General features: G+C 51.2%; 12 protein-coding genes. 9 read left to right on the top strand and 3 right to left on the bottom strand.

Annotation, left to right across the window (positions count from 1 at the left end):
• Positions 1-71: 71 nt before the first annotated feature.
• A complete protein-coding gene (locus CFF01_RS15455) occupies positions 72-1052 on the bottom strand; it encodes an ion channel (RefSeq protein WP_033537903.1) in 981 nt (326 codons plus the stop codon).
• A 251-nt stretch (positions 1053-1303) separates the two neighbouring features.
• Here CFF01_RS15455 and prfB point away from each other — a divergent pair.
• From prfB to CFF01_RS15440, 3 genes are all read left to right on the top strand, one after another.
• Positions 1304-2402, top strand: a protein-coding gene (prfB, locus tag CFF01_RS15450) for a peptide chain release factor 2 (protein ID WP_161783148.1) whose coding sequence is annotated in 2 segments (ribosomal slippage) — positions 1304-1378 and positions 1380-2402 — 1098 coding nt in all. Because the reading frame shifts where the segments join, the coding sequence is not laid out codon by codon here.
• Between the two features lie 12 nt (positions 2403-2414).
• Positions 2415-3917: a lysine--tRNA ligase gene (lysS, locus tag CFF01_RS15445; RefSeq protein ID WP_033537904.1), complete on the top strand. Its 1503-nt coding sequence runs from the start codon at positions 2415-2417 to the stop codon at positions 3915-3917.
• A 295-nt stretch (positions 3918-4212) separates the two neighbouring features.
• A complete protein-coding gene (locus CFF01_RS15440) occupies positions 4213-6693 on the top strand; it encodes a putative bifunctional diguanylate cyclase/phosphodiesterase (RefSeq protein WP_232479454.1) in 2481 nt (826 codons plus the stop codon).
• A 77-nt stretch (positions 6694-6770) separates the two neighbouring features.
• Here the strand turns inward: CFF01_RS15440 and CFF01_RS15435 are convergent, their stop codons facing one another.
• The gene (locus tag CFF01_RS15435) at positions 6771-7316 is read right to left on the bottom strand and encodes a pseudouridine synthase (RefSeq protein ID WP_088905971.1); all 546 of its coding nucleotides are present in this window, start codon (positions 7314-7316) and stop codon (positions 6771-6773) included.
• A gap of 254 nt (positions 7317-7570) precedes the next feature.
• Between CFF01_RS15435 and nagB the strand changes: the two genes are divergently transcribed.
• The 6 genes from nagB to CFF01_RS15405 all read left to right on the top strand — a co-directional run bounded on the left by nagB (position 7571) and on the right by CFF01_RS15405 (position 13177).
• The gene (nagB, locus tag CFF01_RS15430) at positions 7571-8374 is read left to right on the top strand and encodes a glucosamine-6-phosphate deaminase (protein WP_033537906.1); all 804 of its coding nucleotides are present in this window, start codon (positions 7571-7573) and stop codon (positions 8372-8374) included.
• Positions 8375-8607: 233 nt separating this feature from the next.
• Positions 8608-9144, top strand: a complete 537-nt coding sequence (locus CFF01_RS15425; RefSeq protein WP_088905389.1) for an SRPBCC family protein — start codon at positions 8608-8610, stop codon at positions 9142-9144.
• 28 nt (positions 9145-9172) lie between these two features.
• On the top strand, positions 9173-9490 hold the full coding sequence (locus CFF01_RS15420) for a cupin domain-containing protein (RefSeq protein ID WP_088905388.1): 318 nt from the start codon (positions 9173-9175) through the stop codon (positions 9488-9490).
• Positions 9491-9656: 166 nt separating this feature from the next.
• On the top strand, positions 9657-11570 hold the full coding sequence (locus CFF01_RS15415; RefSeq protein WP_088905387.1) for a peptidase U32 family protein: 1914 nt from the start codon (positions 9657-9659) through the stop codon (positions 11568-11570).
• A 40-nt stretch (positions 11571-11610) separates the two neighbouring features.
• Positions 11611-11985, top strand: a complete 375-nt coding sequence (locus CFF01_RS15410) for a PH domain-containing protein (RefSeq protein ID WP_033537910.1) — start codon at positions 11611-11613, stop codon at positions 11983-11985.
• Between the two features lie 214 nt (positions 11986-12199).
• The gene (locus CFF01_RS15405) at positions 12200-13177 is read left to right on the top strand and encodes a catalase family peroxidase (protein WP_088905386.1); all 978 of its coding nucleotides are present in this window, start codon (positions 12200-12202) and stop codon (positions 13175-13177) included.
• Between the two features lie 22 nt (positions 13178-13199).
• On the opposite strand, the gene CFF01_RS15400 is transcribed toward CFF01_RS15405, so the two are convergent.
• Complete coding sequence (locus tag CFF01_RS15400; protein WP_033537912.1) at positions 13200-13481, bottom strand: helix-hairpin-helix domain-containing protein; 282 nt, start codon at positions 13479-13481, stop codon at positions 13200-13202.
• Between the last annotated feature and the right edge of the window lie 44 nt (positions 13482-13525).

Below are 13525 nucleotides of genomic sequence, written 5' to 3'. Positions count from 1 at the left end.
AAATTGCGCTGGGTTTGTTGGCTTGCACCATGCTGGTAATTATGTGGTTTGAGGTGGATCACAGTTTACGGTTAGCGGGTCATCTTCTTAACGAACACCACCACGAACAGGGCGATGGTAAAGCTGCCGGTAAAGGCCTCGATGGCGGCGATTGCCCGGGAGTAACCTATAGGCGTAAAGTCGCCGTAGCCCAAGGTGGTAAAGGTGACGACTGAGTAGTAGAGGCAATTGAAGAATAGCGTCAGGTTGGTCCAGAACTCATTGCTCCACTTAAACACGTGGACGTTGCCGTCATAGTTTAAGCCTGTAAACAGGTAGAGCAGCGCGCAGACGAAAATAAACCCCATCGAAAATCCGATCACCCTGTTAGGGGCTTCGCCATAGCCGCAGAAGATATCGATTATCTTAGACAGAATGCGGGAATAACTGAATTTGGGCATCTGGTGGCGGCGCATGGTGAGCTCTTTACGCAGGTAATTACCGCCCATGGCAAACAAGCCTTCGCGCTCGGCGGCCTTGCGCAGATCCCGGTAGATCTCCTCGGCCTGTTCGAAATAGTCCTGGGCGATCTCCTGCTCGCCTACCCGCTCAGCCTCATTGGCCAGGCGCTCCTGCTTTAACACCTTGCCCGTATTGATGTTCTCTATCTTGGCACCATTCCATTTGATCCCAAGCAGGTTGGTGCCCACCAGATTGGCACAGTGCACATTGGCCTCGCGCAGATCGGCCTTCATCAGGCTGGCATGTTGCAAGTTGAGATTAAACATGTGCGCCCCTTGCAGGTTGGCGCGGTACAGCTCGGCATGGCTCATGTCGAAGCCGGTTTTTTGGTGGTGTCTGACCAGATCTATGCCGGGCAGATTGGCCCGTTTGAGGGAGATCCCCCGTAGCATACCGCCTCCACGGGCAAAGGCCTCTAGGCGGGCGATATCTTCCGGCTTATCTTTAATGATTTTAGGATCATGCCAATAGCATAGGCCTGAGGCTTCGGCTGGTTCGGTGCAGGAGAAGCCTTCATCTTCATGGTAGCAACATTGGTTCTTTGGTTTCATATTGAACAGTATAGCCAGCCTGTAGAAAAGGGGGGGATCGAATCTGTGGGTAGGATTTGACTGCCATTTCTGCTGTGATATCGCCACTTTATGTAGCATGACTTCACAACATCGGCTCTGCCTTGTATGAATTGCCTACAAACTGCTGCAGAAATAAACAGGGAAGGTCAACAGCCCCTATGCGAATAGGGGCGATTGAGTTAAAATACCGCGTTTGCATTCCTGCCTATCGATTTTTAAGTAGAAGAGTCATGTTTGAAGTAAATCCGGTTAAATCTAAAATCAAGGAGCTGGCTGAGCGTACCCAACTTCTTCGGGGGTATCTTTGACTACGATGCCAAGAGTGAGCGTCTAGAAGAAGTTAGCCGAGAGCTGGAAAGCTCGGAAGTGTGGAACGACCCAGATAATGCCCAGGCTCTGGGGAAAGAGCGTGCCGCATTAGAAGCCGTTGTTAAGACCATAGACGATATGGACAGTGGCCTTGAGGATGTCGAAGGCCTGCTGGAACTGGCTATCGAAGAGGAAGACGAAGACACTTTTAACGATGCTAACAGTGAGTTGGCACAGTTAGAGAAACGTCTGGAAGAGCTTGAGTTTCGCCGCATGTTCTCGGGTCCTCACGATGCATCAGATTGTTATCTGGATATCCAGTCGGGCTCAGGTGGTACCGAGGCGCAGGATTGGGCCAACATGGTACTGCGTATGTATCTGCGTTGGGGCGAAGCCAAAGGTTATAAGCCAGAGCTTATGGAAGTGACCGACGGTGATGTGGCCGGTATCAAGGGTGCGACCATTAAGTTTACCGGTGAATATGCTTTCGGTTCGCTGCGCACCGAAACGGGCGTGCATCGCTTAGTGCGTAAGTCACCGTTCGACTCTTCGGGCAAGCGTCATACCTCTTTCTGTTCTGTGTTCGTCTATCCGGAAATTGATGACTCTATCGAGATCGATATTAATCCGGCGGATCTGCGTATCGACACCTATCGCGCTTCGGGTGCGGGTGGTCAGCACGTTAACAAGACGGAATCGGCGATTCGTATTACTCACTTGCCTACTAATACTGTGGTGCAGTGTCAGAACGATAGATCCCAGCACAAGAACCGTGACTCGGCAATGAAGCAGCTAAAGGCTAAGTTGTACGAACTGGAAATGTTAAAACAGAATGCCGATAAGCAAGCCGCCGAAGATGCTAAGTCTGATATCGGTTGGGGTAGCCAGATCCGTTCTTACGTGCTGGATGATGCCCGTATTAAAGATCTGCGTACCGGCGTCGAAAATCGCAATACTCAGAGCGTCCTCGATGGCGATCTGGACAAGTTTATTGAAGCTAGCCTGAAATCTGGCCTTTAACGAGAGAAGAAGATGACTGAACAAACTCAAGACGAAAACAAGTTAATTGCAGAGCGCCGTGCCAAGTTAGATCACGTTCGCGCTTCTTGCCCTGCTAACGGTCACCCGAATAACTTCGATCGAAAACACAAGGCTGCAGATATCCAGGCCGAGTACGGTCACTACAGCAAAGAAGAGCTGGAAGAGATGAATGTCCAGCGCTCTATCGCTGGTCGTATCATGGCTAAGCGTGGTCCCTTCCTGGTGATCCAGGATGTGAGCGGTCGCATCCAGGCCTATGCTGGTAAAGATGTGCAGAAAGAGCTTAAGGCCAAGTATCAAGGCTTGGATATTGGTGACATTATCGGTGTGACCGGTCAGCTGCACCTGTCTGGCAAGGGTGACCTCTATGTCAACATGGAAGAGTATCAGCTGCTGACTAAGGCGCTGCGTCCGCTGCCAGAGAAGTTCCACGGCCTGACTGACCAAGAGATGCGTTACCGCCAGCGTTATGTAGACCTTATCGTCAACGAAGAGTCTCGCGCGGCGTTTGTCATGCGCTCTAAAGTGGTTACGGCTATCCGTAACTTCATGGTGAGCAAAGAGTTTATGGAAGTAGAAACCCCTATGATGCACAGCATCCCGGGTGGTGCCTCGGCGCGTCCTTTCATTACTCATCACAATGCGCTGGATATCGAGATGTATCTGCGTATCGCCCCTGAACTTTACCTTAAGCGTCTGGTTGTAGGTGGTTTCGAGCGTGTGTTTGAGATTAACCGTAACTTCCGTAACGAAGGTCTGTCGCCACGCCATAACCCAGAATTCACTATGATGGAATTCTATATGGCCTACGCCGACTACAAGGATCTAATGGATCTGACCGAAGAGATGCTCTCGTCAATTGCCAAAGATCTGCTGGGTGATACTAAGCTGCCTTATGGCGATCACACTATCGATTTTGGTGGTCCATATGAGCGCCTGAGCATGCTGGATGCGATCAAGAAGTACAATCCAGACAATGAGACCATTCAGTCGATGACCTATGAAGAGGTTAAAGACGTCGAGTTTATGCGTAACCTGGCTAAGAGCCTGGGCATGACCATCGAGAAGTTCTGGACCTGTGGTCAGCTATTGGAAGAGATCTTCGGTGAAACCGCTGAGCCTAAGCTGATGCAGCCTACCTTCATTACAGGTTATCCTGCTGATATCTCGCCGCTGGCACGTCGTAACGATGAAAACCACTTCATCACAGACCGTTTCGAGTTCTTTATCGGTGGTCGTGAAGTGGCTAACGGCTTTAGCGAGCTGAACGATGCTGAAGATCAAGATAAGCGTTTCAAGGCCCAGGTAGATGCTAAAGATGCGGGTGACGACGAAGCCATGTTCTATGACGCCGATTACATCACGGCGCTTGAGCACGGTCTGCCACCGACTGCGGGTCAAGGTATAGGTATCGACCGTTTGGTGATGCTATTTACTAATACGCACACTATTCGTGACGTGATCCTCTTCCCGGCGATGCGTCCCCAGGGGTAAGCAAATTCGCTCGTGACAAAACCAGCCTAAGGGCTGGTTTTTTTTATCTCTGCGGCTGGGGGTTATCAGCCACTTTTGATTTTATCTTGGTTTAAATGACTGATAAGTTAATCTATTTCTAGTGTAAGATGAGGTAAATGCTGGTCATGACCTGAACTTTGTTCGCTTTAACATGTTTTTGTTAATTTAAGGTTAATTTATGCCGTTTGCCTGTGTCCATCTAGATAAATTGGCGATATGCTAGCAAAGGGATTGTGGGATAGTGACAGTAGCTCGTCGCTCTCGGAGACGAATAGTGATAGATATCAAGATTCCAGCGCAAGCGTTACAGGAGTGGCAAGAGGCGATAGAGACCTTGGCACAAGCCTTTGACGGCAGTGTTTTCCTGGTTAGCTTAACCGCCTCTGATAGCCTGTCACCTTTGCTGGCTGTGGGTGATAACAACCAAGCTCATAGACTGAGCGTTGAGCAGCTGTGTGCTCAGGGGCTCAAGTTATTTCGCGCCTACATAGAACAATCCCATTTGCCTCCGGCACCCGTTTATGTCGGTGATATCGCACTGCACCCTATCTTCTGGCCTTCTCAAGCCATTTATGGCGCCATCTGCCTAATTCCTAATGAACAAGCGGGTCATGGTGATCGGGTTGCAGCCTTAGTGCGAATGACCTGCCAAGCGATTCAATATCGCTTGGTGACCCTGTATCAAGACCACCGGCAGCAGCTGTTATCGTCACAGCCAGACAGATCGCCCAGAGTGGATCTGCAGCTATTTATCGATAGCCTGCCTGAGCATGTGTGGATGAAAGATGTGGCTGGGCGCTACGTACTGGTCAACCGCAGTGTTGAGCTTGCCTGGGGCCGTAGTCGAGATCAGCTGCTTAACCGCACTGACGATGAGATCTTCGAGCCAGATGTGGCCGAGGGGTTTGTGACGGGGGATTATGAGTCGATTGTGCGCGGCGTGCACGTTGCGACAGCTGAGTGTGAGGCCAATGATATTGACCAATCTCAATCTTGGTTGGAAACCACTAAGGTGCCCGTGGTGGCGGCCGATGGCACCCTGGAAGGGGTGATTGGCATCACACGCAATATTAGTTCTCATAAGGCGGCCCAAGAGCAGCTGGAACTGGCTGCCAATGTTTTTGAGAACTCAGTAGAAGGTGTAGTGATCACCAATGCTGAAGGTCAGATAGTGGAAGTGCATGGCGCCTTCAGTGAGATCACAGGCTACAGCCGTGAAGAGGTACTGGGGAAAAATCCGCGCATCCTTAATTCGGGTCGACATGACAAAGCCTTTTTCGATCGTCTGTGGCATTCACTCTTAACCAATGGCAAGTGGCATGGCGAGATCTGGAATCGTCGCAAGAGCGGCGCCATCTATCCCGAACAGCTGACTATCAGCTCCATGTATGATGACGATCATCAGGTGCGCTATTTTGTTGCCGTATTTGCCGACATCTCGGCGCAGAAGAAGAGTGAAAAAGAGCTGGCGAGGCTGGCATACCAAGATCCCTTAACTAAGCTCCCCAATCGTTTGATGCTCTCGGCCAATCTGGAGCAGGAGCTGCGCCATGCTGTGCGAGAAGAGACTGAACTGGCGTTGATCTTTATCGATGTGGACCTGTTTAAGCATATTAACGATAGTTATGGTCATGTGGCGGGTGACTCCATCCTGGTCGAGGTCGCCAGACGTTTAGGGCAGAAATTGGGAAATGAGGGGACTCTGGCCAGGCTCGGCAGTGATGAGTTTATCGCCGTACTGCCCCATATCGAGAGTGGCGATCATGTTTCTCTCATGGTGAGTCGTCTGCGAGAGGTATTTGATACGCCGTTTCTATTTGACGATGAAGCCAGTATTCGTTTGACTGCCAGCATGGGGGTTGCCATCTATCCGGGTGATGGCGAAAGCGGCGATACGCTATTGCGTAATGCCGACACGGCCATGCATAGGGCTAAGCGCAATGGCCGCAATAATTACGCCTTCTATACCCAGTCGCTAACATTAGAATCTGTGGAGCACCTTAAGTTACAGAGCGCCCTGCACGATGCTATCAGTAATGGCACCTTCTACTTAGTCTATCAACCTAAGTTAGATCTAAGCTCAGGCGCATGCATTGGTTTTGAGGCCTTGCTGCGCTGGCAAGATCCGCAGCTTGGGCAGATCTCACCCGCGGTGTTTATTCCCGTTGCAGAGAAGATAGGCTTGATTAACGAGATAGGTCACTGGGTATTGAAACAGGCCGCGGCTCAGGCTGCTCTGTGGTTGGCTCAGGGAAAAGCGTTTGGACGCATCTCAGTGAACGTGGCGGGGCCGCAGCTGCAACAGAAGCATTTCTTCGATCAAGTTAGGCGAGTGCTCGATGAAGCTGGGGTACCCCCAGAGTATCTGGAGCTGGAGGTGACCGAGAGCTGTATGATGTCTGATCCTTTGGCTGTAATTGAGGTACTCAAACAGCTAGGTGAGCTGGGCGTCGAGTTGTCGGTGGATGACTTTGGTACCGGCTATTCATCACTTAACTATCTGAAACGTTTGCCGATCCATAAGCTAAAGATAGATCAGTCATTTATTCGCGATATTCCTAGCGATAGCAACAATACCGCTATCGCTAAGGCAGTGATCGCCTTAGGGCATGCGTTGAACCTCTGCATTATCGCCGAGGGGGTTGAGACACCGGAGCAGGCGGCATTTCTTAAGGCGGCGGGGTGCGATCAGGCGCAGGGCTATCTGTACAGTCAGCCCAGAGTCGTCGACGAGCTGGGTGACTTTCTGCGTTAGGCTTGCTTTAACCGCTTTGCCTGCTTGTTTTTACATCAGGCGCTTTTTCTGAGTCTGTCGTCAGCGCCTGAGCAACTTTAAACTAGACTCAGCGGCCTAACCTCACCCGGCGTCAGCTTGCCCAAGTTAATATCGCCTATTCGTACTCGCACTAGCCTTAAGGTGGCAAAGCCGACGGCTGCAGTCATCTTGCGGATCTGACGATTCTTGCCCTCAGTGATAGTGATGCTCACCCAGCTGGTGGGGCCGTGGCGCGCATCTCTTATCTTTCGCCCCCGCGGCGGTAAATCGGGCGTCAGTGTTAGACGGCGTGCCCGGCAAGGCAGGGTGTAATATTTCTCCCCTTTAATGCCTATCTCAACGCCTTCGCAGAGCCTGGTAATCGCCTGGTCGGTGATCTCTCCATCGAGCTGTACATAGTATTCCTTCTCAATCGATTTACTGCGTATATTGTGGCTGGTCTTGCCATCAGTGGTGAGTAATAGCAGGCCCTCGGAGTCATGGTCCAAACGGCCTATGGCCATGATGCCAGCGGGAAATTCGCCTAGCTCTGATAGGGTGGGTTTACGTTTACGCCGCTCGGCAACAAATTGACTGAGAAAGCCATAAGGCTTGTAGATCATAAAGTGCTGCACTTGGGGATTGGCTGAGTCTGCGGTCACTGAGATAGGGCTCTTGTGGAAAAGTATCGAGTCGATCTTAGCACGAAAACGGCGTCGATATTATCGTCAGATTAATAATGACAACGCTGTCATTTGTGGTTATAGTAATGTTAATTCCTCTAATGAGCGCGCCATCTCTGGGGTCATTTCAATTGCGGTTGAATAGGCGCGACTGTGAACATTGCGACTAACATAGGGCTGGGACGAGTCAAATTATGCAAATTGTTATTCTACGAGACAGCGCCGAGGTGGCGGAATATGGTGCCAACCTCATCATCAATCAGCTTAAGCGTAAGCCCGACTCAGTACTGGGGTTGGCGACCGGCTCGACGCCAGTATCTCTTTATCAGCGACTGGTGGCGGCCAATCAAGCTGGAGAGATCTCTTTTAAGAGCGTCACCAGTTTTAACCTGGATGAGTATCTGGGGCTAGATGCTGACCATCCACAGAGTTATCGCCACTTCATGAATCAGCAGCTGTTCGATGCCATCGACATCGACAAGGCTAACACCCATGTGCCGCCGGGAGATGCCGAAGATCCTATCGCTGCCTGTGAGCAATATGAGGCGCAGATCCAAGCCGCGGGTGGCATAGATATCCAACTGCTCGGCATCGGGCGCAATGGTCATATCGGTTTCAACGAACCCTCATCTGGCTTGATGTCACGCACCCGGGTCAAGACACTGACCAAGGCGACGATTGAGGATAATGCCCGTTTCTTTGCGCAGGGAGAGTATCAGCCCCATCTGTCGATCACTATGGGCATAGGCACCATTTTAGATGCCAAGAAGGTGTTGCTGCTGGCGACCGGTGAAAACAAGGCTGAGGCGATTCGTGCCACGGTAGAAGGGGCCTTAAGCGCCGCCTGTCCGGCTTCGGCGCTGCAACTGCATAGAGACGCCGTGTTAGTGATCGACGAGGCGGCAGCGTCAAAGCTGGCTGACAAAGATTTCTACAAGCATATCGAGGCGGAAAATCAGCTGCTACAGGCTAGACTAGCGGCCCTCAAGGCTGGCTAATCGCCATAGGGACTCGGCTCCTCAGACATTTCTGGTTTTGGTAAAGGGCGTCTCTTAATCGAGGCGCTTTTTTGCTTTGTGGCAATGGTGTTTGCAAGCTCTTGTTAACTATGGGCTCTCTCTTGGGGTTCTTGGCTGGTGTGGCTTTCCAAAGCCTTGATTCTTGACTATGTTAAGACGAGTAGGTTTACACCGGCTGGCGTGCTGGTACCGACCATTTGAAGGAACTCGCCATGTTAAAAAAGCTGCTGATACTCGTGCTGCTATTGCTCTCCTCTCCCTTTATCGCCGCCCTCTTTATCGAAGAGGATTATCATGTTAATACCCATATCGTTATCGATAAACCTAAGGATCAGGTTTTTAACTTCTTGAGAATGCTTAAAAATCAGGATCAGTTTAGCGTCTGGGCCAAGATGGACTCGGCCATGGAGCAATATTATCGTGGGGAGGATGGCACCGTAGGCTTTGTTTCCGGCTGGCGCAGTGAGAACCCTGATGTCGGTTCCGGGGAGCAGGAGATTAAGGCGATTTTCCCCGGTAAGCGCATAGAGTATGAGCTGAGGTTTAAGACGCCGTTCGAGGCGGTGTCACCTGCCTATATTACCACCGAGGCGCTGGGGCCGAATCAGACCGAGGTCCACTGGGGCTTCAGTGGCCATATGGCCTATCCGATGAACATACTGCTGCCTTTGATGCAGGTCGATGCAATGGTCGAGAGGGATCTGAGCCAGGGACTAGATAACCTTAAGACCCTGTTAGAGGCAAACTAAGCCAAGGCTTTGCCGTAAAGGAACGTCTATGGAAACACGTAACATCTTTCAATCTTTGCCCCAGGATCTGAGCCAGGAGGTATTCGAGCCACTGGTGGATACGGGCGCAGTGTTAATCGAGCGTATTGTCTCTAAGGCCCATCGCACGCCAGAGGGGCAATGGTACGATCAAGACAGAAGTGAGTGGGTCATGGTGTTACAGGGGGAGGCGACCTTAGTGTTTGAGCACGCCGAGGTGGTGCATCTCAAGGTGGGCGACCACCTCAATATTCCCGCCCATGTTAAACACAGAGTCAGCTGGACCAGCGAGCGTGAGGAGACTATCTGGCTGGCGGTGCATTATTAAGTCTGTGGTGATTCATGTCGTCTGAAGCATTAATCCAACGGCCTGCGAGCCTGAAGAATGGCTAATTTGGCGAAAAAGTGCGCGGCGGCGAGGTGTTTTGTGAGCCAGGTCTGTTATAATCGCGCCCCTAATTTTTATCTATCTGTGATCTGATTCGAGACTCCTCATGGACAAGCCTGAGATTTTTATCCCCGATAGCGCCCCGATAGCGCCGGTAACTACCCGCTCAAACCGCCTCGAGCTGTTGGCGCCCGCTAAGAATGCCGATTATGGTATCGAGGCCATCAAGCATGGTGCCGATGCCGTTTATATCGGTGGTCCGGCCTTCGGTGCCAGAGCGACTGCTGGTAACAGCGTCGAGGATATCGCGCGTCTATGTGAGTTTGCCCACCGCTATCATGCCCAGGTGTTTGTCGCCATCAATACCATCTTGATGGACGATGAACTGGAAGCGGCGCAGAAGCTGATCTGGCAAGTATATGAAGCTGGTGCAGATGCCTTGATTGTGCAGGATATGGGGGTACTCCAGCTGGATATCCCGCCTATCGCCCTGCACGCCAGTACCCAGATGGATAATCGTAATCCCGAGAAGGTCGCCTTTCTTGAGCAGGTGGGTTTCTCTCAGGTGGTGCTTGCCCGTGAACTGGGGCTGAGTCAGATCCGTGATGTGGCGGCCAAGACGAACATGCAGCTGGAGTTCTTCATCCATGGCGCCCTGTGCGTTGCCTATAGCGGTCTGTGTAACCTGAGTCACGCCTTTAGTAACCGCAGTGCCAACCGAGGTGAGTGTTCGCAGATGTGTCGCCTGCCTGGCGATCTTAAGACGCGTCAGGGTGAGGTGTTGGCACAAAATGAACACCTGCTATCGCTCAAAGACAACAACCAGACAGATAATTTAGAGGCGCTAATCGACGCTGGTATTCGCTCCTTTAAGATTGAAGGGCGACTTAAAGATCTTAGCTATGTGAAAAACGTGACCGCTCACTATCGTCAGGAGCTGGACAAGATCATGGCGCGCCGTCCAGAGTTTGTTGCCTCAAGTCATGGCCGCTGCGAGCATACCTTTACCCCAAATACTGAGAAGACCTTTAACCGTGGTCGCACCGACTATTTCGTCAATGAGCGCAGCCAGGGGGTCAGCGATTTCCGTTCGCCTAAATATATTGGCGAAGAGGTGGGCAAGGTGGCGGCCCTGGGTAAAGACTTTATTCAGGTCGAATCGATCCATAGCTTTAATAATGGTGACGGCCTGTGTTACTTCCCGCCTAACTATGAGAAGGCCAAACAGTCTGACGATAAGCTGCAGGGGCTCAGGGTTAACCGCGCCGACGGCAACAAGCTGTATGTGATTGCCGTGCCGGGCGATCTCAAGGTAGGCGCTACCTTGTATCGTAACCATGATCAGGCATTCGAAACTGTGCTGGCCAAAGAGTCGGCTAAGCGGATCATCAAGGTGGATATGACCCTGAGTGATACCGAGCAAGGGGTCGCGCTGACCATGACAGACCAATATGGCCTGAGCGCAAGCTGTGAGCTTGAGCTGGAAAAGACACCTGCCACAGACGCAGACAAGACACTGAACAATATACGTAAACAGCTGAGCAAGCTGGGTAGCACAGACTTTGAGGCGCGCGAAATACGTATCGACACCGCTAGTCCCTGGTTTATGCCGGCCTCATTACTTAACGGCCTGCGCCGCGATACCGTTGCCGCCCTTGAGCTGGCTCGTGTCGAGGGTTATGAGCGGCCACAGGCGTGGAAATACAACCAAGACGCGGTTTATCCCTTTAAGCATCTGAGCTTCATGGGTAACGTGGCTAACGAGAAGGCGAAAGATTTCTACACCCGTCATGGGGTGATTGAGATTGAGGACACCTATGAGAAGAACGGCGTTACCGAAGATGCGCCACTCATGGTCACCAAGCACTGTCTGCGATTTAACTTTAACCTCTGCCCGAAAGAGGTGCCCGGCATCAAGGCAGAGCCGCTGCAGATAGAGATAGGTAAAGATGTGCTCAAGCTGGTATTCGACTGCCCTAAATGTGAAATGATGGTTGTCGGTGCCAATCGCCAGGTATAGGCTAGAGAACAAATTAAGTTCACTTTAAAGGAGATAAAGTATGGGACTGTTAGATGCACTGATGGGCAATGCCGCCGAAGTCGACCTGCAAGAGTTGGCGCAGGAACTGGGGCCTATCATGGGAGACAACGAGCAGTTAGCGCTGGCTTACCGCGTGGTGCGCGATATGTTTGTGTTTACTAACAAGCGTCTTATCCTCATCGATAAGCAGGGAGTGACAGGCAAGAAGGTGAGTTATCACTCTGTCCCTTATAAGGCGATCACCCATTTTGAGGTGGAAACTGCCGGTACCTTCGATATGGACGCCGAGTTAAAGCTGTGGATCTCAGGTCAAAAGGAGCCCTTGGTAAAAGAGCTGAAGAAGGGCACTGACGTGGTGGGCATTCAGAAGACGATTGCTAACTTTTCCCTGTAATGCCAATCTTTGACATATTTTTTGATTGATTAAGCCCAGGCCTAAGTCTGGGCTTTTTGTTGCCTAGCCTAGCTGGCAAGCCGATTGTGGAGGCCTGCTTGGGAGATTTTCCTATCAATGGGTGTTATAGGGGAAAGATAATCCTTCCTCTCTGGGTCTTATACTGCTCAAGGCTAATTTAGCCAGATGTAAATAGACCAAGGAGATCGATTTAATGGGACATTTAGCGAGGCTTTTCTTTTTATTGCTACCGACCTTTTTACTGAGTTCGCCTGCCAATTCAGCGGTGCAGGGGAATGATTTTATTGAAGTGTTTGAGCAGCTTTCCGGTAAGCATCCAGGCGTCAGGAAAGGTCATGCCAAGGGCGTGTGTGCACTGGGTAGCTTTTCGCCTTCTAAGGAGGCAGCGCTCTATTCACATGCCAACTTATTCAGTGGTCAAGATATTAAAGCCAGTATTCGCTTCTCCATGGCAGGGGGGAACCCTTATGCCGATGAGACCGCGCGCTCTCCGCGCGGCATAGGTGTGCAATTTAGTTTGCCTAATGGGGCTGTGCATAATATTGCCGGTCTGACGACCCCCGTCTTTCCCGGTAAAGATCCTGAAACCTTTCTTGGGCTGCTGAAAACCTTGCTACCCAACGAGCAGGGCAAAGTTGATTTCGCCAAGCTAGCAGAGTATCGACAGGCACACCCCAGTACTCTGCCGCAGTTTAATTGGTTGCAAAGCCATAACCCGCCGAGTTCATACTCCCGTGCCCAATACTTTGGTATTCACGCTTTCTATCTGGTCGATGAGAAGGGTCAGAAAACGAAGTTTAAATGGCGTTTGGTACCGGACGAGGGGGAGTTGCCTCTGACAGAAGAACAGATGGCGCAGTTACCGAAAAGCTTTCTTGCTAAAAAATTACAGCAAGAACTGAGTGACGGCCAGCGCTCATTCGACTTACAGGCTATCATTGGCGAAGCCCAAGATCCGGTAAATGATCCTTCACAGGCCTGGCCTGAGTCTCGAAAGGTGATAAGCCTGGGTAAGTTAACGATGCACAGTGCTGGCGACGATCATTGTGAGAAGATCAACTATGATCCCAATGTGTTGGCAAAGGGCGTATTGGCCAGTAGCGATCCTGTATTAAAGCTCAGATCTGTCGCCTATGCTATCTCATTCGCCAAGCGTTTGAGCGGCAACTAACCCAAATGTAAGGCGCACGAAATCACTTCTTGTTCGCCAAATGGGCCTTACGCTCGGCGGTGTAGTGCCACCAAGGCTGAGCGTCTTCTCCCTCCATAAAGCGCACCGCGGCGATAAAGACATCGATGACACAAGGATCCTGCCGACAGCCCGTGATGGCCTCTAACCGCGCGTGCATCTGGTAAGGGTCTTGCCCGATAAGATCCTTAGGGTGATGCAGTGCAAGCTGATGGAAATCCGCCGCCGTGGCCTTACCCACATTGGGGATCATGGTGAACTCCTTGATGGCGCTGCGATCTGACATCTTGTTATTTTCCTAGTAACCCAATTTTAAGTGTATGGCGTTTG

Origin of the sequence: Shewanella marisflavi (genome assembly GCF_002215585.1) — a bacterium.
GTDB classification, from domain to species: Bacteria; Pseudomonadota; Gammaproteobacteria; order Enterobacterales; family Shewanellaceae; genus Shewanella; species Shewanella marisflavi.
The sequence above is the reverse complement of the archived record's forward strand: the minus strand, read 5'-3'. Positions and strand labels throughout refer to the sequence as shown.

Coding starts and splice junctions, on each gene's coding strand:
- CFF01_RS15400 (WP_033537912.1), bottom strand. CDS start 13,481: ATGTCAGATCGCAGCGCCATCAAGGAGTTCACCATGATCCCCAATGTG.
- nagB (WP_033537906.1), top strand. CDS start 7,571: ATGCAAATTGTTATTCTACGAGACAGCGCCGAGGTGGCGGAATATGGT.
- CFF01_RS15405 (WP_088905386.1), top strand. CDS start 12,200: ATGGGACATTTAGCGAGGCTTTTCTTTTTATTGCTACCGACCTTTTTA.
- CFF01_RS15435 (WP_088905971.1), bottom strand. CDS start 7,316: ATGATCTACAAGCCTTATGGCTTTCTCAGTCAATTTGTTGCCGAGCGG.
- CFF01_RS15415 (WP_088905387.1), top strand. CDS start 9,657: ATGGACAAGCCTGAGATTTTTATCCCCGATAGCGCCCCGATAGCGCCG.
- CFF01_RS15420 (WP_088905388.1), top strand. CDS start 9,173: ATGGAAACACGTAACATCTTTCAATCTTTGCCCCAGGATCTGAGCCAG.
- CFF01_RS15410 (WP_033537910.1), top strand. CDS start 11,611: ATGGGACTGTTAGATGCACTGATGGGCAATGCCGCCGAAGTCGACCTG.
- CFF01_RS15455 (WP_033537903.1), bottom strand. CDS start 1,052: ATGAAACCAAAGAACCAATGTTGCTACCATGAAGATGAAGGCTTCTCC.
- CFF01_RS15425 (WP_088905389.1), top strand. CDS start 8,608: ATGTTAAAAAAGCTGCTGATACTCGTGCTGCTATTGCTCTCCTCTCCC.
- lysS (WP_033537904.1), top strand. CDS start 2,415: ATGACTGAACAAACTCAAGACGAAAACAAGTTAATTGCAGAGCGCCGT.